The organism is Brevibacillus choshinensis (assembly GCF_016811915.1).
Classification (GTDB): domain Bacteria; phylum Bacillota; class Bacilli; order Brevibacillales; family Brevibacillaceae; genus Brevibacillus; species Brevibacillus choshinensis_A.
This window is the reverse complement of sequence record NZ_CP069127.1, coordinates 1,395,580-1,414,324: the sequence shown is the minus strand read 5'-3', so window position 1 is coordinate 1,414,324 and position 18,745 is coordinate 1,395,580. Positions and strand designations below refer to the sequence as shown.

At 50.8% G+C, this 18,745-nt stretch carries 15 protein-coding genes; 1 reads left to right on the top strand and 14 read right to left on the bottom strand.

The window, feature by feature from the left end; genetic code table 11:
- Positions 1-177: 177 nt before the first annotated feature.
- The 9 genes from JNE38_RS07435 to citZ form a co-directional block, all read right to left on the bottom strand.
- Positions 178-1,131, bottom strand: coding sequence for a VanW family protein (locus JNE38_RS07435; RefSeq protein WP_203355961.1), 954 nt, complete (start codon positions 1,129-1,131; stop codon positions 178-180).
- An 81-nt stretch (positions 1,132-1,212) separates the two neighbouring features.
- On the bottom strand, positions 1,213-2,298 hold the full coding sequence (locus tag JNE38_RS07430) for a hypothetical protein (protein WP_203355960.1): 1,086 nt from the start codon (positions 2,296-2,298) through the stop codon (positions 1,213-1,215).
- Positions 2,299-2,474: 176 nt separating this feature from the next.
- A complete protein-coding gene (gene phoU, locus JNE38_RS07425; RefSeq protein WP_203355959.1) occupies positions 2,475-3,131 on the bottom strand; it encodes a phosphate signaling complex protein PhoU in 657 nt (218 codons plus the stop codon).
- 121 nt (positions 3,132-3,252) lie between these two features.
- On the bottom strand, positions 3,253-5,022 hold the full coding sequence (gene pnpS / locus JNE38_RS07420; protein ID WP_203355958.1) for a two-component system histidine kinase PnpS: 1,770 nt from the start codon (positions 5,020-5,022) through the stop codon (positions 3,253-3,255).
- Between the two features lie 15 nt (positions 5,023-5,037).
- Positions 5,038-5,733, bottom strand: coding sequence for a response regulator transcription factor (locus JNE38_RS07415; protein WP_203355957.1), 696 nt, complete (start codon positions 5,731-5,733; stop codon positions 5,038-5,040).
- A gap of 150 nt (positions 5,734-5,883) precedes the next feature.
- Positions 5,884-6,660 (bottom strand): enoyl-CoA hydratase/isomerase family protein, encoded by a 777-nt coding sequence (locus JNE38_RS07410; RefSeq protein ID WP_203355956.1) that lies wholly within the window; start codon positions 6,658-6,660, stop codon positions 5,884-5,886.
- Between the two features lie 114 nt (positions 6,661-6,774).
- Entirely contained in the window at positions 6,775-7,713 is a 939-nt protein-coding gene (gene mdh, locus JNE38_RS07405) for a malate dehydrogenase (protein WP_203355955.1), read from the bottom strand.
- Between the two features lie 54 nt (positions 7,714-7,767).
- Positions 7,768-9,051 (bottom strand): NADP-dependent isocitrate dehydrogenase, encoded by a 1,284-nt coding sequence (gene icd, locus JNE38_RS07400; protein ID WP_203355954.1) that lies wholly within the window; start codon positions 9,049-9,051, stop codon positions 7,768-7,770.
- Positions 9,052-9,261: 210 nt separating this feature from the next.
- Positions 9,262-10,374, bottom strand: coding sequence for a citrate synthase (gene citZ, locus JNE38_RS07395; RefSeq protein ID WP_203355953.1), 1,113 nt, complete (start codon positions 10,372-10,374; stop codon positions 9,262-9,264).
- 394 nt (positions 10,375-10,768) lie between these two features.
- On the opposite strand from citZ, the gene ytvI reads away from it, so the two are divergent.
- Positions 10,769-11,899 carry a sporulation integral membrane protein YtvI gene (ytvI, locus tag JNE38_RS07390; protein WP_203355952.1) on the top strand — a complete coding sequence of 377 codons (1,131 nt, stop codon included), beginning with the start codon at positions 10,769-10,771 and terminating at the stop codon, positions 11,897-11,899.
- A 63-nt stretch (positions 11,900-11,962) separates the two neighbouring features.
- Here the strand turns inward: ytvI and JNE38_RS07385 are convergent, their stop codons facing one another.
- The 5 genes from JNE38_RS07385 to pyk all read right to left on the bottom strand — a co-directional run bounded on the left by JNE38_RS07385 (position 11,963) and on the right by pyk (position 18,722).
- Positions 11,963-12,361, bottom strand: coding sequence for an FxsA family protein (locus JNE38_RS07385; RefSeq protein ID WP_203355951.1), 399 nt, complete (start codon positions 12,359-12,361; stop codon positions 11,963-11,965).
- A 2-nt stretch (positions 12,362-12,363) separates the two neighbouring features.
- Positions 12,364-12,795 carry an acyl-CoA thioesterase gene (locus JNE38_RS07380; protein ID WP_203355950.1) on the bottom strand — a complete coding sequence of 144 codons (432 nt, stop codon included), beginning with the start codon at positions 12,793-12,795 and terminating at the stop codon, positions 12,364-12,366.
- Positions 12,796-12,905: 110 nt separating this feature from the next.
- Positions 12,906-14,030 (bottom strand): hypothetical protein, encoded by a 1,125-nt coding sequence (locus JNE38_RS07375; protein ID WP_203355949.1) that lies wholly within the window; start codon positions 14,028-14,030, stop codon positions 12,906-12,908.
- Positions 14,031-14,228: 198 nt separating this feature from the next.
- The gene (nrdJ, locus tag JNE38_RS07370; RefSeq protein ID WP_203355948.1) at positions 14,229-16,490 is read right to left on the bottom strand and encodes a ribonucleoside-triphosphate reductase, adenosylcobalamin-dependent; all 2,262 of its coding nucleotides are present in this window, start codon (positions 16,488-16,490) and stop codon (positions 14,229-14,231) included.
- A 477-nt stretch (positions 16,491-16,967) separates the two neighbouring features.
- Positions 16,968-18,722: a pyruvate kinase gene (gene pyk, locus JNE38_RS07365; protein ID WP_203355947.1), complete on the bottom strand. Its 1,755-nt coding sequence runs from the start codon at positions 18,720-18,722 to the stop codon at positions 16,968-16,970.
- Positions 18,723-18,745 lie beyond the last annotated feature (23 nt).

Sequence of the window (18,745 nt, the reverse complement as noted above, 5' to 3'; positions counted from 1 at the left end):
ACTTTTTTGATTCCATGGCAACTATTTCTTTACATTAAATTTTATCTAGGTAATCATGAAGACCTGGGCATCTACTCCCAAAATAAGCGTCAGCGCTACCGTAAAGCGTTTTCAAATGAACTCGGACAAAACCTCAAATTGCCGCACTTCTCGCTTGACTGAAATGAAAACAGCACCTTACTCCGGTGCTGTCGGGTCGTTTAGTATGGGTGGGTTTCCTGGAGGTACGGCTGGACCTTCCTCAGGTGTTCTTCGGCTCACACTCGGAACATTTCGCGGCTCGTACTCAATCTCCGGAAAGGAGTGGACGGATACGTACATGGTTCCACCGTAGGATTTCGCCCGGATCAGGATTGGATAGGCGTACTTGTTTTGAAAGACAAAGTCAGGCCCGTACCAGCTGACAGTCGCATCGCGTCCGGGACGCACGTATGCGACGTTTCGACTGTGGGAATAGCGCTGGACTATTTGCAGACCCGCCTTATCCACCGCGTTGAACAACGTAGAGGAAACCTGGCAGATCCCTCCGCCGATTCCCTCTGAGAGCTCTCCACGGACGATGACAGGGGCCTGCAAATAGCCCTTCGCCTTTGTCCTCTTGCCTACCACTTTGTTGAAGGAAAAGAATTCACCGGGCAGCACTACCGTATTGTTTATCGCCGCAGACGCGAGCGCGATGTTATGAGAGCGATTTTTGTTCCCCGAATTGAAATAGGTCGCGTATTGACCGATGACTTTCTTTCGTACTTGCGACATCAAGGCCGCGTCTACCTTTGGATAGATCTCCTGGAAGTTCGCTTTTAGCAGTCCTGAACCGCTGCCGTAATAGTACTCATAGAATTGCTGAAGAAAGTCCGCCTCATTTAGTTTTCGTCCCTTTACTTCCGGAACGATGGCTTCGTTATCATTGATAGTCGCGTTTTTCGGTTCGATGTACACCTTTTGCCCCAAACGCTCCATCGTCATTCTCAAATGATGCTCGTCCACGAGGGGCACCCCTTCGAGCGGGACGGAATAATCAGATCGATCCAGCATCGCGACCGTCTTCCCCTCCATTTCCACCTGTAAAAAATGAATGGGATCAAGGGGATTGGCCAGCAGCATAAGAGCCAGAGTCCAGGCATAACCCATCCGGGTGCTCACCTCCTTCTTGTAGTATGAGCAGCCGGACAGGTTTCATGCGATTCTTTGGAATTCCGTAACTCTCAGGCGCTACATGCGTGCCAGTCGGCTCATGATGGCCTGCACGACAGCCTTCAATCGCTGATGGTCGGTCGCTTCCACGTACACGTGATTCAGTTGATCACGCAGCTCTTTGGCTACCCCGAGGCATGCCGTCGCTTCCTTTATTTTTTGAGTATACCGCGCTTTGATGTCGGTGAGCTCTGCCTCATACTGTTCGTCGGTCCCCGAAGCAATCGCCCGCTCGTACATGTCGACCACTTCGTCCGTGGGTTTGCTCGGAAAGTATTCGTGAGGGGCCGTGCTGTCAAAAAGGGCGACACTCTTTTCAGGGAGGATGACCATGTCCAGACTGTGCGGGTCCAACCCACAGTGGTATACTTCCACGTCAACTCCCTGCTTGACCGCTTCATTCACCAGTTTTTTGAGCATGGTCGACTTTCCTGAGCCAGGCCTTCCCTTGATGAAATATCGTTTTTCCAGATGATCGGTCAGCTTCATGATGTGATCGTTTGGACCTTGGGGCGTGGCTGCTCCCAAGTACATCCGCCTGACATTCGCCGGCTTTGACAGCGGTTCATCTGTAAAGAGCAGGCTGATGAGTTCCTCCGTCACGAGATTTGCCTTTTCGCGATCCAGATTTGCAATATATGGCGCTTCCCATTCATCATGGATGCGCAGCGCCTCTCCAAACGCCTCATAGGCCTCCTGGCTTTTGCGTTCGATGCCTTCAAACCAGCCTGCGATCTGCGCCGCATAAGGGGTCAGCCGGTCAACATGCAGCGAGGTCTGCAAATTCACCTGGATCTCCGTCACTCCCGGGGCGAACGGCCTCGTCTTCCGTGGATAGCTGCCATCCATGATCGCCACTTTCCATTCGGGGAAAATCACGCCATCAAATTGCCCCTTATCGTACGGGGAATGAATCCATTCGACCCGATCCGTTTTTCTGCCCATTTCCTGCCCGATCGTTTCAATCAGCGGGGACGTTATTCCTTCCACGACGCCTGTCAAACAGTAAATCCGTTCCATCCCTTCCAGAACAGATTCGAAGAACGTCTTGTATCCTCTCGCGGTGTTACCAGCGGCATAAATATGTCGTTCTCTTTTGGTCATCGCTATACCCTCCCGTGCTTCCTGTTGCAGGTTGAATCCCTGTATTGTATGCACGGGAAAACAAATGGGCCACTGTCCCGGAATGCCCTCAAATAAGCTCCGGTCGTTCTTACCTGTACAAAAAAAGCCGCTGCAAGCAAGCTCGCAACGACTTTCTTTATGAGGTATAAGGGCGATTATTTGTTCAGATCCGTCAATTTTCCTGTCGACATGTAAATAATCCATTCACAAATGTTCGTCACATGGTCTGCAATTCTCTCCAAGTATTGGGCTACCAGGAGAAGATGGGTACCTTGTGAAATCGCCGTGCTATTTTTGGTCATCACTTCAATCAAATCGCGGAAAATAGTCGAAAACAGCTTGTCGACAATATCATCGCGTGCCGCAATTTCTTCCGCGGCTTCTTTATTACGGGCAATGTAAGCATTCAAGCAATCGCGTACCATTGCTTTCACGTGATCGGCCATCAATGGGATATCAATCAACGGCTTGACGTACGGCTCCGTCATCAGCCGTCGGGTCGTCTTGGCAATGGACACCGCATGATCTCCCATTCGCTCCAGATCCGTCACCAGCTTGAGCATCGTGCCCAAGCGACGCAAATCGCTTCCCACCGGCTGCTGCAGCGCAATCAGACGAAAGCACTCGCTCTGAATTTCGTGCTCCAGCTCGTTGATCACATGATCGTTGCCGATGACTTGTTCCGCTAGCCGCACATCCCGCTCGACCAGACTCTTGATGGATTTGTGGATCGCTTCTTCTACCAGCGTCCCCATCGTCATCAGCTTGCGATGCAAGACGTCCTGCTGTTCTTCAAAAGCTTGCCTCGACATATCCTTCATCCCCCTTCATAGTTACGAGTACAAACTGACATCATATTTATCTATGTCACGACAAATAGTACAAGGGGATTGTAGAGACTGGGTAAAGGGAATATGATCTTTGTGTAAAGTTTCACACCAACGGAAGAGTCACTGTAAACGTCGTTCCTCTCCCTTCTTTGCTTTCCACCCTGATTTGTCCATGCAAATTTTCCACCAGGTGCTTGACGATCGCCAGACCCAACCCGGTCCCGCCGGAATCGCGGCTGCGCGCTTTGTCCACGCGATAGAACCGCTCAAAAATGCGAGGGATGTCCTTTTCAGGTATGCCGATTCCGGTATCGATCACCTGAATTTTTAGCTGCTGCTCAGCCTCATCATGCCTTGCCAGGATCGTGATGCTGCCGCCCTCCGGGGTGTACGCTACCGCATTGGACAACAGGTTGAGTACGATCTGCTGCAGGCAATCTTTATCCGTCATGAGAGAGATATCGGATTCTTGGCCCGGCAGCTGGATGGTCAATTGCTTGCGCTGTGCTTGATCATTGATGATGGCCACAGTCGATGCAATCAGCTCCTGCAGATGCACTTGGCTTATGTGCAGCGGAATGCGTTTCTGCTCGATCTTGGAGAGGTCCAAAATGTCCCGAATCATCCGGTAGAGCCTCTCGCTTTCATCCGAGATGATCTGCAGGAAATTGCGGCATGTCTCCTCATCCTGCATAGCGCCTTCCAGCAGTGTTTCGGTAAAGCCCTTGATCGAGGTGATCGGCGTCCTCAGCTCATGGGACACATTGGCCACGAAATCACTGCGCATCTTTTCCAGCCGACGTATGTCCGTGATGTCGTGAAGCACTACCACTACGCCTCGCGATTCCCCTTTAAAGTTGATATACGGGGCAAAATTCACATCTAGCACACGCTCCTCTGGATAGTAAATGTGAACTTCTTCGCGGAACTTTTCACTCTTATCCAGACAGCGGTCGATGTACTGGCTCAGGCCAAAGCTTTTGCCCGCTTCAATGTGCAGCTTCCCTACGATCTCATGTCCTGGCGTGCCCAGCAGTTTTTCCACCGCAGGATTGACCAGCATGATCCGCCGCTGCTCGGAGATGAAGATCACGCCGCTGGTCATATTGGTCAGCACACCGGACAGGCGCTGCTGATTCTCCGAGATTTCGTACATTTGCTGCTCCAGACTGGATGCCATAAAGTTGATGGCCCCAGCCAGCTGGCCGATTTCATCCTTTGCCTTGATCCGCACTCGGCTCTCGTACTGGCGTTGTGTGATATTTCTGGCGACGCGAGTAATCTCTTCGATCGGTCGTATAATGGAAAAAGAAATGCGGGAAACGACGATCGAACCAACCACCAGCGTAACCAGGAGGCCAGTCAGCAAGCTGTACCACATGTTGTGGATCGTATCCGTAATGTCTTTCATGGACATGGCGGAACGGACTGCTCCCACGATCTCGGTGCCTTGCATGACGGGAACCGCCACATACATCATATCGTGTCCCAACGTTACACTGTAGCGGCGCGAGATTCCTGTATCCCCGTTCAGCGCTGCGAGGAATTCCGGCCTGTCATGATGGTTTTCCATTTCATTTGCCTGCGTGCTGTTGTCATATAAAACGAGGCCATCCTTGTCGATGACCGTCAGTCTCACTTCGTCGCTAGGAGCTACCTGCAGCACTCGCTCTTCAAGTATTGTCCTGTTTGAGAAAACATCCGGAAAGCGCACTGCCTGTGCAATGAGCTTGGATTCCCGCGACAGCAGCTCATGCAAGGACTGCAGGTAGGAATTCTCGAGCACCTTGGCAAAGTACATCCCCATCAGCAGCAGGACCAGCGAGATCAATCCAAGTATAGTCAAGGTGAGTTTGATACGAAAGCGAGTCAAAGGTAGTGCCTCCCGTTATCCTTCCAGTTTGTACCCCAAGCCACGGACCGTTTTGATGTAGCGGGGGTTCTTCGTGTCATCCTCCAGCTTTTCTCTCAAGTGGCTGACATGGACGTCTACGATCCGGGAGTCCCCGATAAAGTCGTAGTTCCAAACGGCGTTGAGCAACTGATCACGCGTCAGGACACGTCCGTGATGACTGGCCAGATAATGCAGCAGCTCAAACTCCTTTGGAGTCAGCTCCACTTTGGTATCATTGCGGAACACTTCATATTTTTCCGGATAGATGCGAATGTCCCCGAATTGCAGAACAACATCTTCCTGAGTAACCGAAACTTCGGGAGCCGCCTGCATGCGCCGCAGGATCGCTTTGACCCGGGCAATCACTTCACGCGGACTGAACGGCTTCGTCAAATAATCATCCGCGCCGAGCTCCAGACCCAGGATCTTGTCGAGCTCATCGTCCTTTGCCGTCAGCATGAGAATGGGTGTGTTTACGCGCTCCTGGCGCAATGTCTTGCATACATCCATTCCATCCATCTTCGGCAGCATCAAATCGAGAATAATAAAATCAGGCTGCTCGCTTTTGACCATATCCAATGCCTGTTTCCCGTCAAAGGCGGTCACCACCTGAAAACCTGATTTCTCCAAGTTAAATTGCAGCAGCTTCACAATGGAAGGTTCGTCATCCACTACCAATACTTTGATCATGTTCTCTTTTCCCCCTAGCGTTACCATCCTGCTGAATCCCATCATTCACTTGCTGTTTCTTGTCTGTTTATTCTCCCTACACTCTCAGTCTGCCAAATCGGGCTTGCGTAAGACAAGTAATTTTTTTGTAAAGACACCTTTACAATCCAATTATTCCCCTGTCGAAAACTTCGGCTTTCGCTTTTCGGCAAAGGCCAGGCAGCCCTCCGGAAAGTCAGCAGGGTCCACAAAGCTCCATGTCTCCTCCTGCTTCCATTCGCAATGCTGTGCCGCCCGCTTCACTGCCCGAAGTGATGCTCCCGATTGTTCCATGACCACTCCCGCGAGCTTCAAAGCCGCTTTGTCCAGGTCCTCTGAGGTGATCAGTCGGTTGAGCAGTCCCATGCCCGCTGCTTCTTCTGCGTCAATCAGTTTTCCTGTATAGACCAGCTCGGTTGCCCGACTCGGTCCGATCAACCGGATGATCCTGCGCATAAAGGAAGGACCCACGGTGATTCCCAGCTTGCCTACAGGGATGCCCATCCGTGCTTTCAGCGTCCCTATTCGCATATCACAGGCCAGTGACAGGATAAACCCGGCTCCCATTGCCGGACCGTCTACCGCCGCGATCACAGGCATCGGGACCTTTTCAAATACAGATATGGCTTCTTCCATCTGCACAAAGGCTTGCTCGGCTTCCTCCACCGTCATCCCGCAAAACTCTTTGATATCCGCTCCAGCCGTAAATTGCCCGGGAGTCCCCCTGAGCAAAATAACCTTCGCTTTTGTCGAATTGCCAGCCAATTGCCCAATGCGCGCCAATTCCTTCCACATGTTGGCCGTCAGCGCATTGCGAGCTGCTGGGCGGTTAATGGTGATGATGGCGACCTTTGACGTCTCCTGCAGGGTGATCTTTCCATCAGGTACTCGCCTGATGTGGACTCTCATGAACGACATCCCCTTCCCGCTCAGATTTTCAGGTCATTGTTAGGTATTATTCCTCCGAATATGCAAAAAGACGCCTTCCAGATGAAAGGCGCCTTTTGCATGGGAACGCTATTCTTATTTCAGAACTGCCATGACGTTGCGTACGGAATCAGCAGACTTGTCGAGCGCTGCTTTTTCTTCTGCTGTCAGTTCCAGCTCGAAGATTTTCTCGATGCCATTTGCACCCAGCAGAGTAGGCACGCCCAAGTACAGGTTGTTGTAGCCGTATTCGCCTTGCAGCAGAGCGATGGAAGGCAGAATACGTTTTTTGTCTTTCAGGATGGCTTCTGCCATTTGGACGAGGGAAGCCGCTGGAGCGTAGTATGCAGAACCGTTACCCAGCAGGTTTACGATTTCGCCGCCGCCGGTGCGGGTGCGCTGTACGATTGCATCCAGACGATCCTTAGGAATCAATGTTTCCAGTGGGATACCCCCAGCGTAGGAGTAGCGAACCAATGGAACCATGTCGTCGCCATGACCACCTAGCACGAAGCCAGTTACGTCTTCTACCGATACATTCAGCTCCATAGCCACGAAGGTACGGAAACGAGCTGTATCCAGAACGCCGGATTGACCGATGACGCGTTCTTTCGGGAAGCCGGAAGTGGTGTAGAACGTATAGGTCATTGCGTCTACCGGATTGGATAGAACAATAACAGTGGAGTTCGGAGCATGTGTTTTTACTTGCTCCGCTACGGATTTCATGATGCCAGCGTTTGTGTTTACGAGATCATCGCGGGACATACCAGGCTTGCGTGCGATCCCTGCTGTGATGATAACCAGGTCAGCATCCTTGATATCTGCATAGTCAGCCGTACCTGTAATGGTTGCATCAAAGCCGAGTACCGGAGCAGATTCCATCATGTCCAGTGCTTTACCCTTTGTCGGGTTTTCCAGTTGAGGAATGTCAACCAGAACGACGTCACCCAGTTCTTTTTGAGCCAGGATGAATGCTGTAGTTGCACCTGTAAAGCCGCTACCAATCACCGCAATTTTTTTGCGTTGGAAAGCCATGAATAATCCCCTCCAAATGTGTGGTTTCTTATCCAATCAAGTACAACCTCTATCTTACATGTTTTTGATCAAAGCGTCAGCAAACTCGGAGCATTTCAGCTCAGTTGCACCTTCCATCAGGCGAGCAAAGTCGTAAGTGACTGTTTTCGCGGAGATGGTTTTTTCCATGGAGTTGATCAGCAGGTCAGCTGCTTCGTTCCAGCCCAGGTGACGGAGCATCATTTCTCCGGACAGGATTACGGAGGATGGGTTTACTTTGTCCAATCCAGCGTATTTCGGAGCAGTACCGTGAGTTGCTTCGAAGATCGCATGTCCTGTCAGGTAGTTGATGTTTGCTCCTGGAGCGATACCGATACCGCCTACTTGAGCAGCCAGAGCATCAGATACATAGTCACCGTTCAGGTTGAGGGTAGCTACTACATCGTACTCAGCTGGACGAGTCAGGATTTGTTGCAGGAACGCGTCGGCAATCACGTCTTTTACGATGATTTTGCCAGCTGCTTCTGCTTCTTTTTGTGCCTTGTCAGCGTCGCCGCCTTCAGCTTTGATGCGATCGTATTGTGCCCAAGTGAACACTTTGTCGCCGAATTCTGCTTCAGCCACTGCATAACCCCAGCTTTTGAACGCGCCTTCGGTGAACTTCATGATGTTACCTTTGTGTACCAGGGTAACGGATTTGCGGTTGTTGTCGATCGCGTAGTTGATCGCTGCGCGAACCAGACGCTCAGTACCATCTTTGGAAACAGGCTTGATACCGATACCAGAAGTCTCTGGGAAGCGGATTTTCTTCACGCCCATTTCGTTTTGCAGGAAGTCGATTACTTTTTTCACTTCTGGAGTACCTTCAGCCCACTCAACACCTGCGTAGATGTCTTCAGTGTTCTCACGGAAGATCACCATGTCAGTCAGCTCTGGGTGTTTTACTGGGGATGGAACGCCATCGAAGTATTGAACTGGACGTACGCAAGCATACAGGTCCAGCTCTTGACGCAGAGCCACGTTGATGGAGCGGATACCGCCGCCAACTGGAGTGGTCAGAGGACCTTTGATTGCGATCAGGTATTCACGAACAGCAGTGAGGGTATCTTCAGGCAACCATTCGTTGTATTGGTTGAAGGATTTTTCACCAGCGAAAACTTCGAACCAAGCGATTTTCTTTTCGCCTTTGTATGCTTTTTCTACTGCTGCATCCAGAACGCGTACAGAAGCTTTCCAGATGTCAGGACCGGTACCGTCACCCTCGATGAAAGGAATGATCGGATTGTTAGGTACTACCAGTTTGCCGTTATCGACAGTAATTTTTTCGCCAGCAGTTGGTTGCGTCAGGTTTTTAAACACGAGAACCCCTCCAATGTTGAAATGGTTGGTAATAGGAATATTTCCAGACGTAGGGAGAACTACCACGAGGGGTGGTAGTTCTAGGGTTTGGAACAGGATACAGCCACTGTTCCTGAAACAGGTTAAAGCCCCTGTTCCTGAAACAGGATACAGCCCCTGTTCCTCCACGCTCGGAATAGCAATGAGTTTTCAGGCTACGCTACTTGCTTCTTAGCGACGGTCGATTGGCACGTAATGCTGATTGACCGGACCTGTGTAATCCGCACGAGGACGGATCAAGCGGTTATTTTCATACTGTTCCATGATGTGTGCAGTCCAGCCGGACATACGGCTGATTGCAAAGATCGGTGTGAACAGGTCGATTTCCAGACCCAGAGAAATGTAAACGGATGCGGAGTAGAAGTCTACGTTTGGTTTCAGGCCTTTTTCGCCCGTTACCATGTCGTCGATTTTTACAGACATCTCATACAGTTCTGGACGTCCGATTTGTGCAGTCAGTGCTTTGGACATTTGTTTGAGCCATTTTGCACGCGGGTCGCCGTCTTTGTATACACGGTGTCCGAAGCCCATGATTTTTTCTTTGTTGTCCAGCTTGCTGCGAACATAGCCTTCCACTTTGTCCATGCTGCCGATTTCAGTCAGCATTTTCGCTACCGCTTCATTTGCTCCTCCATGCAGAGGGCCTTTCAGCGTGCCGATTGCAGACACGATACCGGAGTAGATATCAGTCAGAGTGGCAACGGTTACACGAGCAGCAAAGGTAGATGCGTTCAGTTCGTGGTCTGCATGCAGGATCAGGGCTACATCCAGAGCTTTTACAGCTGTTTCAGTAGGCACTTCCCCTTTGAGCATGTACAGGAAGTTTTGAGCGATGGTGTAGTCCGCGCGAGGAGCTACTGGTTCCAGACCTTTGCGCAGGCGTTCGTAAGCTGCGATCAAAGTAGGAGTTTGAGCCATCAAGCGGATCGCTTTTCTGTAGTTCGCTTCTGTAGACATGTCTTGCGCTTCTGTATCGTAGAGCGCTAGCGAAGAGACAGCTGTGCGCAACGCAGCCATTGGGTGGATGCCTTCTGGATACTTACGGATGCTTTCGATCACTTCCGCAGGTACAGCGGCGGATTCGCCCAATTGCTTTTTCAAGGTTTCCAGCTGATCACGCTTCGGTAACGCTCCATGCCAGAGTAAATATACAACCTCTTCAAAGGTCGCATGTTCTGCAAGCTCGTCGATGTTGATCCCGCCGTAGCAGAGAACGCCATCTACGATCGAACAGATTGATGATTCTGCTGCAACAATGCCTTCCAGTCCACGGGTTGCTGTCATAGATCTCCCTCTCCTTTTCCACTAAGTAATAGTGCCTATCCAGTCTTTCGCTTGTCCGGTCGACTGGTACACGCACGAACGTAAAGCTATATGAAATTTGTAGGCAGCGGTTTCTTTCATCCACCACTCTTGTCTAGAAAGTCATCCACGCGATCCTTGCAAAACAGCAAGGGAGTCAGTGCCTCTGCATGGCGAGAGAAGAGAAAAGAATCCACTTAAGACGACCCAATTATAAAAGATTATTGCAGTTTTGTGAATAAGGTAACCGAAAAAATGTTTCAAAGGGTGAAACCCGGTTTTGTTTTTTTCGCCAACTTGCTCGACCTATCCAGCATACTGCATAATAGTTACAACACCATTTGCCCTTTGGTGCAGGGTCAGAAAGGAGACCATTTTGAATCAGGAAAACTGGGTGGAGAGACTGTTTCAAATCATTCGGTTTTTATGGGTTTGCCTGCTTGTCTATCTCGTAATATGGGTCATTCAGTTTGCAACACCCTTACTTTACCCATTTCTAATTGCTTTAGTCATCGCCCTGCTGATCAACCGGCCTGTTACTTTCATGTCGAGAAAGTTTCGATTCCCGCGCTGGCTGTCCGTGACGATCTGCTTGCTTTTGCTCATGCTGCTGGCAGTCGGTGCAGTCACGCTGATCGTAACGGAGACCGTCGTAGAAATTGGCGATCTGGCCAAGCGCCTGCCCGGTTTTGCTGCAGAGCTGTCTCAGTATTTGCAGCGCACGATCTCTCAGGAATTTCTCATGGGGATCTACAATCAAATCCAGTGGCTTTACACACAGCTAGATCCCGATTTCCAGCAAAAAGTTGACTCTACGATTGGGAGTGGCATTTCGACGATCACTCACACGGGGCAGGATCTGATCGTCCGCTTTTTGGATGGTCTCAAAAATTTCCTCGTTTCCTTGCCGAATATGGCCACCGTTTCGGTGATTTCCTTGATGGGCGCCTTCTTTATTTCGAAGGACTTCCACCAATGGGAAGCGCGCTTCCGCAGAATACTACCCAAAGGGGTCAACAGTCGACTCGATCAAATCTTCCACGATCTGCGCGGTGCCCTCGTCGGCTTTCTGAAAGCGCAGCTGACGCTGATCTCCCTCACGGCGGCGATCGTCATCATCGGGCTCCTGATCATGCGTGTAGAATACGCAATCACAATCGGTTTGATTACGGGTCTCGTCGATTTGCTGCCTTATCTGGGTACGGGGACCGTCTTCATCCCTTGGATCATCTATCTGTTTTTTAAAGGAAATTACACGCTCGTCATCGGACTTTCCATCCTGTATGCGGTCGTGCTGATCTTCCGCCAGATTATCGAACCAAAAGTGGTCGCTGAAAACGTGGGACTGGACCCGCTATTGGCATTGGTAGCCTTGTTTGTCGGCTTGCAGCTCTTTGGTTTTTTGGGACTGATCATTGGTCCCGTCTCTCTGGTCATGATCAATGCCCTTGTCAAAGCTGATGTCTTTTTTGATATATGGGGTTATATCAGAGGAAAGCGTACATAAATGCAAAAAGAACCGTTTCCACTGCTGTCGGGCTGACAGACAGGAACGGTTCTTTTTCTTCGTTTACCTGCGAAACAAGAGCTGGATCTTGCCCGATGAGATCATCGACCACAGCCATTTTTTGATCAAATGCCGCACGATGAGGCGCGTATACGGGATCAACAGGAGGATCCCCATCACATCTGAGAAGAAACCCGGGAACAACAGCATAATCCCACCAGAGAGAACAAGAGCACCATCAATCAGGGATTCTGTCGGCATCTGGCCACGCGAGAGCTGAAACTGAACGTTGCGGACGACCTGGATGCCTTGCTGCTTGGCCAGCCATGCGCCGACAATTCCCGTTAAGATGACCAAAGCAACCGTGCTCCATCCCCCAATCACTTTGCCTATTGAAATAAGACCCCAAAGTTCGATGGCGGGTACGACAATAAACAAGACGATGAGGATGCGCAGCAGCATGGTTATTCTCCCCCTTTGTGTTGATTCTCTAGCCATTCGTACACGTCTGGTTCTGTGCGGGATAGACGAATGGGTTTAAATGCGGCATTCGTAAATACATGCATCGTCTTGCCTGTGACCAAAAGCTCGGCATCGCTGACCCGGACGATTTCGTAGGCAAAGGTCAATCGCACTGACGTGATTTCGTCCACATGGGTCCGAATCTCGACCTCGTCGTCGTACTTCGCCGGTTTTTTATAGGAAATACTTGCATCAGTCAGAGGAAGCAATACACCCTTTTCTTCCAGCTCTCGATAAGTCAGATCCGCGTGGCGAATAAATTCGGTGCGGCCAACTTCAAACCAATTTAAGTAATTGGTATGGTAGACGACGCCCATTTGATCGGTCTCACTGTAACGGACACGCAAACGGTGCGAATGAACGACAGGATTCACGCAGCTATCGCCCCTTTCTCTTTGTCTCTATATTGTACCATGTCTCTCGCTATAAATGATGAAGTGGTGACTTTGCGAGAAGACAAGCCGGGTCCAACTGAAGCAAGTGATTATTGAAACGTTTCGAAGATGGACGAAACCGTTTCGTTGATAACTCGGGACAGCTCGTCCAATTCCGCTTGATGGGTACCATCCAAGAGCTCAGCTGGCGGTTCCATCGACGGTACGTAGGAAAAGGTGTAGCCATCCTTGGCCATAATGTACCTCCATCCCCCTTCACTATAGCCTTGTGCATTCCATTCTTCTTGTGACATTTCACCCTTCTTCACGAGGACGCTGAAAACGCCATAATACTCACCATTTCCAGGATCGTACGAAAAGTCGATCGTTTTCACCATATCCTGTGCCCAATGATCTTCCTTTACGCGATACCGGTTGGCCCAATCTTCGGGTAGCTGGAGGTGAAAACCAAACTCCTGATTAACATATTCTGTCTCTGTTCCTTGGGCAGCTCCGTTTTCCGTTTGGCTATGTCCGTTTTCGTCTGTTTTCTCGGCGTTTTGCCTTTCGCCGTTTGGCACTCGATATTCCACCAGCTCTGTAAACGCTGTGAAGTCTTTTCCATCCGGCAATTTGACTTCGGTTCGCACGATCCCTACGTCTGGTGCGCGATAGACTTTTTTCTCCACTCTCGTCCCCTTTTGTGACTCCGTTACTTCGTGCAGTTCGATGCAGTCTGTAAATTTTCCGATCGAAGTACTTACCGTCTTGCCGAAACCCGTGATGGTTGCTTTCGTCTCTTCGTCTGCCTGCCAAGAAGGAGTGTTCATGAGAGAGACGATCTGACGGTCGGGATTGAGATTCAGTGCATTGTTCTGGGTATGGATTTGCCTGATTTCCTGGGAAGAAACCTGGTACACGGTCACGCTTTCCAACGTGAGCGTCTTGTCGGTTTCCATTTTCGTCTTGTCCACAACTGCGAGCGTCAAGTCAGCCTGCTCGTTGCGGAGCATGGATGAGCCGTACTGTTTGACGACTTGATAACTCGTGCTCACGACCTCTCCTGCAGGTCCGTACGTCTCATAGACAAGCGTGGTCCCTGGCTTTGCAGGGAAATATTTGGAGACATCAATGCTTCGGGCTTCCTCTTCCGAAACGGGGTTTTGTCCGGAGTTGCTGCAAGCTGTCAGTAGCATGAGGATCATCAGAATAATAGCTGCATGTTTTTTGCGCAATTCTCTCTCTCCTTTTCAAAACATTCCATTAGGAACTATAACCCATATCTGACATGCGCGTCATCCTTCCTCTGCATTCATGTCACACCGCCCCGACACTATCCACTTGGTCTCCTCATTCCCGGGAGCATGCGAAAAAAGCAGGAAAGGACTGAATCATAGTCCTTCCCTGCTTTCAATTTTCTATAGCAGCTAGCCTTAACGAATCGGGCAAGCGCCGCCTTCGCAGGATTCAGCGGTCGACAGGTCGGCATCTCCGCCTGTTTCAAACTGCTGCAAAATGGATGGATCAAACGCCTTCATCGACTGCTTCAACGCTTCGTATTCAGCTTGTGTGCATTCTTCGTACGGCGCCAATTGATAGTTCCCTCCATCCAATTGCAGGAAGGAAACCCCTACGAAATTATCCCAATTGCCGTATACGATCTCTTCCACTTCGCCCCATTCTTCCTTGCGAACGGTTATCGTATTGGAAGAGTTATGCTCGGTATACTCCTTTTGGAAACGGAAATACGTATCGAATTGTCGTTTGGCACTCACTTCGTTTTTCGTTTCTTTCGCACCGGAAGCAACCGGGAAATCGATAACCAGTGTGCGGGCATTCGCCATGCGCTCTTCGTACGTATCGCCTGGAGTACCTACCTCTGGGTTTACCTTCCAGCCCAGTGCCTGTACCGCTTTCGCCAATGGATCCTCCGCGTTGATGCGGATGCGGCGGATGTAGTATGGCGAATGGGACCAGTGTAGACCGCTGGAAACCCCACCTGCTACTTGCGACAGAGTACCCTCTGGCTTCACGGTAGTCACGAGCAACGGAGAGTTGACGCGCAGCTCGTACGCATAGCGGTTGGCTTCATCACGCGCTGCATTCCCCAGAAGACGGAGCAGCTCCAGCTCTTGCTCTTCCGTGTAGCCCAAAGAGGCGAGTGCATCTTTTACCCCTGTCAGGGAAGTACCCAGCAAGCGGTCGCGCTGCTGAACGGTATCCCAGTGTGGCAGCTCCAGTGTAACCAGCGTCATGCGCAGTCCTGCACGCGCAGATTTGCGCTGTGCTTCCAGAAGGCCATCCAGATCCAGATACTTGGAGCCATCCGCGCTGTCTTTGACGAACTCAGCCAGATTCACAGTTGTCAAATTGCAGACTCCATACGAATCGAGCAGGATTTCCGCACAAGGGTTCAGGCCTTCCGCATTAGGACGACGGCGGTTTGCTTCTTCGAGATTGACAAAGCCAGGCTCCCCTTCCAGCTGCATCAGAGTGAAGACGAGGTGCAAGAATTCACGGGATGGCTGTTTGGTAAAGGCAATGGAGTTGTTGGACATCCGACGATGATCCAGCCCGGAGCGACTGTCTCCCACCTTTTGAATGCTGTCAAACCATACAGGCTTGTGCTCGCCCAAAAGCTCGCCTACCTGGCGATGGTGCTCCAGCTGCTCATCGGTCCAGAACCCATTGATGCCGTACTTGGCCATCATGCACTCGTAATCATCGTGGTCAAACAGGAAGATTTCCGCTGTGCGTCGCACGCCTCCGACCACTACGTTTGCTCCGATCAGATTGCCGATGTCCAGAATGTGGATCGGGCGAATCTTGCCGTAGCCTTTCTCATCGCTTTCGATAGGGGCCAGATGCTGATCGATCTGGTTTTTCAGTACTTTATCGATTCCTTCGAACATTTCGCGAAGCGGCTCATGCCCGCTCGCCGTTCCGCCAAAGCGCTGCAGTCGCTCTCCTTTTGGACGGACGCTGTTGTAGGAGATTTTCACCGTGTGGATGTGCTCGTATGTCTTGTCAGTCAGGATCTGCAAGTACAGGCGAAGCGACTCCACCCAGCCTTCTTTGCTGTCTCCTACGTAAATTTTGGCAAAGCCGTTTTCCAGAACGTTCAGCTCGGAGCGCTCCAGGCGTTGATGCTTCGGCAGAGGCTTGTACTCAGACGAGAGCAGCGATACATTCGTGCGGATCGGAGTGAGTCCTGCAGCCATTTCCTTCGTGCATTTGAAGCCTACCCCTGTTCCGACGAGCAGCAGGTAGAACAAATCTCCCAGGTCATCCCAGGATTTGATATTCAGGAACGAGCAGTTGAAGTTCGCCAATGGATACAGATCCGCTACGCCGTTCTCTGCTCCGCCTACCCACAGCGTGCGTCCGGACAGGAATTGGCGCAGATTGAACATGTTGTCAAACAGTCCTTCTGCTTCTGCCTCCATCGCGCGCAGGTCCGGATGCAGCCCAATCTTGTGCAGATGCTGGTAAGCCAGTTTAATATTGTAATCCACCGAGCGACGGCAGGTTTCCTTCCAGGTTTCCCGTCTTCCTTTTTCCGGAATAAAGCGAGAATAAGTACGGTAGTACACAAACTGTCCCAGCGGACTCATATGTGGTGGGAAATCTGGATATTGTTGCAAGAAATCATCCGTCAGAAAACGGGTTCTGGTAATCAACTCAGTGGCTAACATATCGGTTCCTCCTTCAAATGGTTCCTCTCTAGTTAACTATCTTTATCTGAAAAACTCAATAGTTTAACCTACATCTAGTGTGCAATAATTTTCGACAGCACAATATATAGTATGTTTCTCAAAAAAATACTTGACATGAATTCCCGAACATTTTACGAGAGGAACTCTTCCATAACCCTCTATGTATCGGCATTTGACTCGGCGGGCTACATGATTCTTTTACCCTAAAAATTGAAAAACCCATGTCGAACAATTTTGGCTGCAACAGCATGTTTGACTACCCAAACGCGTCGGGTCCGCTGCAAGCAACCAGACGATTTTAACAGATTCCCCCCTGTATTGCATTACCTAAAAACCACCGTTTATTGGTATTATTTGAAACGAGACAGGTTTTGCAGCCTTTTATTCCAACGCCAAAGAGGGTGACATCAAGTCACCCTCGCAAACTCGCTTATGCGCAGAAATGAAACTTTTGACCTAGAGAACTCGAGCGTGACCTGAGTAGATATGCCCGCGCTCGGAATCCACTGTCACGACTTGTCCGTCCTTCAGCACTTCCGTTGCCAAAGGAACGCCTACGATGACAGGGACGCCTACATTCAGCCCGACAATCGCAGCGTGGGAGGTCAGTCCCCCCTCTTCCGTGATCACGGCAGCAGCCTTTTTGAAGGCCTCAATCATGTCCGAATCGGTGCCGATCGTCACCAGGATGGAGCCCTCTTCCGTTTTCGCCAGTGCCTCCTCGGCCGAGCGAGCGATCACCACTTTGCCCGTTACGACCTTGCGTCCAATACCTTGCCCCTTTGCGACGACATCGCCGATCACATGGATTTTCATCAGATTGGTCGTTCCCACCTCGCGAACAGGTACACCGGCCGTGATCACCACGAGGTCTCCGTGGCGCACGAAGCCTGCTTCGAGTGCTTCCTGAACAGACATGTCCAGCATTTCATCCGTCGTGTTTGCCATCTCACCCAGTACCGGATAGACGCCGTTAATGAGCGACAAGCGGCGGATGACGTGGGAATGCGGCGTCACGGCTACGATAGGTGCCTTGGGACGGAATTTGGATACCATCCGAGCTGTATGGCCGCTCTCGGTAGCCGTAATGATGGCTGCTGCATCCAGATCGAGCGCTGCGTTTGACACTGCCTGGCTGATCGCGTCTGTGATGGTGATCTGCTTGAGCTGCGCTTGGGTATACAAGATCTCCCGATAGTTGAGCTCCTGCTCAGCACGCACTGCGATTCGGTCCATCGTTTCCACCGATTCTACCGGATACTTACCGGCAGCCGTCTCGCCGGACAGCATGATCGCATCTGTCCCGTCAAAGATCGCGTTGGCTACGTCGCTTGCTTCCGCACGGGTCGGACGCGGATTGCGCTGCATGGAGTCGAGCATTTGCGTAGCGGTAATCACCGGCTTTGCCAGCTCATTACATTTCTTGATCAGCTTTTTCTGTACAAGCGGAACTTCCTCCGCCGGAATTTCGACGCCCAAATCGCCGCGTGCCACCATGATGCCGTCTGTCACAACCAGAATTTCGTCTACGTTATCGACGCCTTCCTGGTTCTCGATTTTGGCGATGATATCGATGCTTGCATCATAACGCTCCAGGATCGAACGAATCTCCAAAATATCGGATGCCTTGCGCACGAAGGAAGCCGCGATGAAGTCTACCTTCTGCTCGATGCCAAATTCAATATCCTGCGCATCCTTTTCCGTAATTCCTGGCAGGTTGATTTTGACTCCTGGAACGTTGACACCCTTTTTGCTCTTGAGGGTCCCTCCGTTTTTGATCAGGCAGACGATGTCGTTTCCTTTTACCTCTTGCACGGTCAGACCGATCAGACCGTCATCGATCAAAATGGTATCGCCCGGATTCACGTCCTCTGGCAGCTCCGCATAGGTGATGGAGACACGTTCGGCGGTACCGGCCACCTCTTCGGTCGTAAGTACGATCGTATTTCCCTCCATCAGCTCGACTGCATCGACTGCGAGAGTCCCCGTGCGGATTTCCGGTCCTTTTGTATCCAACAGGATCGCTACAGGCTTGCCTGTTTCTTCTGACGCCTTGCGGATGTTTACGATACGTGCTGCGTGCTCCTCATGGGATCCATGGGAGAAATTGAGCCGGGCCACATTCATCCCTGCATGAATCAGCTTTTTCAGTGTTTCGACCGATTCGCTCGCCGGTCCGATGGTACATACGATTTTTGCTTTTCTCAACATAGGAATATGCCTCCTCTAAACTC

What these genes read in the sequence shown, in the direction of transcription:
- nrdJ (WP_203355948.1), bottom strand. Translation starts at nt 16,490, where the DNA reads ATGTTAGCCACTGAGTTGATTACCAGAACCCGTTTTCTGACGGATGAT.
- phoU (WP_203355959.1), bottom strand. Translation starts at nt 3,131, where the DNA reads ATGTCGAGGCAAGCTTTTGAAGAACAGCAGGACGTCTTGCATCGCAAG.
- JNE38_RS07430 (WP_203355960.1), bottom strand. Translation starts at nt 2,298, where the DNA reads ATGACCAAAAGAGAACGACATATTTATGCCGCTGGTAACACCGCGAGA.
- citZ (WP_203355953.1), bottom strand. Translation starts at nt 10,374, where the DNA reads ATGACAGCAACCCGTGGACTGGAAGGCATTGTTGCAGCAGAATCATCA.
- JNE38_RS07435 (WP_203355961.1), bottom strand. Translation starts at nt 1,131, where the DNA reads ATGGGTTATGCCTGGACTCTGGCTCTTATGCTGCTGGCCAATCCCCTT.
- JNE38_RS07415 (WP_203355957.1), bottom strand. Translation starts at nt 5,733, where the DNA reads ATGATCAAAGTATTGGTAGTGGATGACGAACCTTCCATTGTGAAGCTG.
- JNE38_RS07385 (WP_203355951.1), bottom strand. Translation starts at nt 12,361, where the DNA reads ATGCTGCTGCGCATCCTCATCGTCTTGTTTATTGTCGTACCCGCCATC.
- pyk (WP_203355947.1), bottom strand. Translation starts at nt 18,722, where the DNA reads ATGTTGAGAAAAGCAAAAATCGTATGTACCATCGGACCGGCGAGCGAA.
- JNE38_RS07410 (WP_203355956.1), bottom strand. Translation starts at nt 6,660, where the DNA reads ATGAGAGTCCACATCAGGCGAGTACCTGATGGAAAGATCACCCTGCAG.
- mdh (WP_203355955.1), bottom strand. Translation starts at nt 7,713, where the DNA reads ATGGCTTTCCAACGCAAAAAAATTGCGGTGATTGGTAGCGGCTTTACA.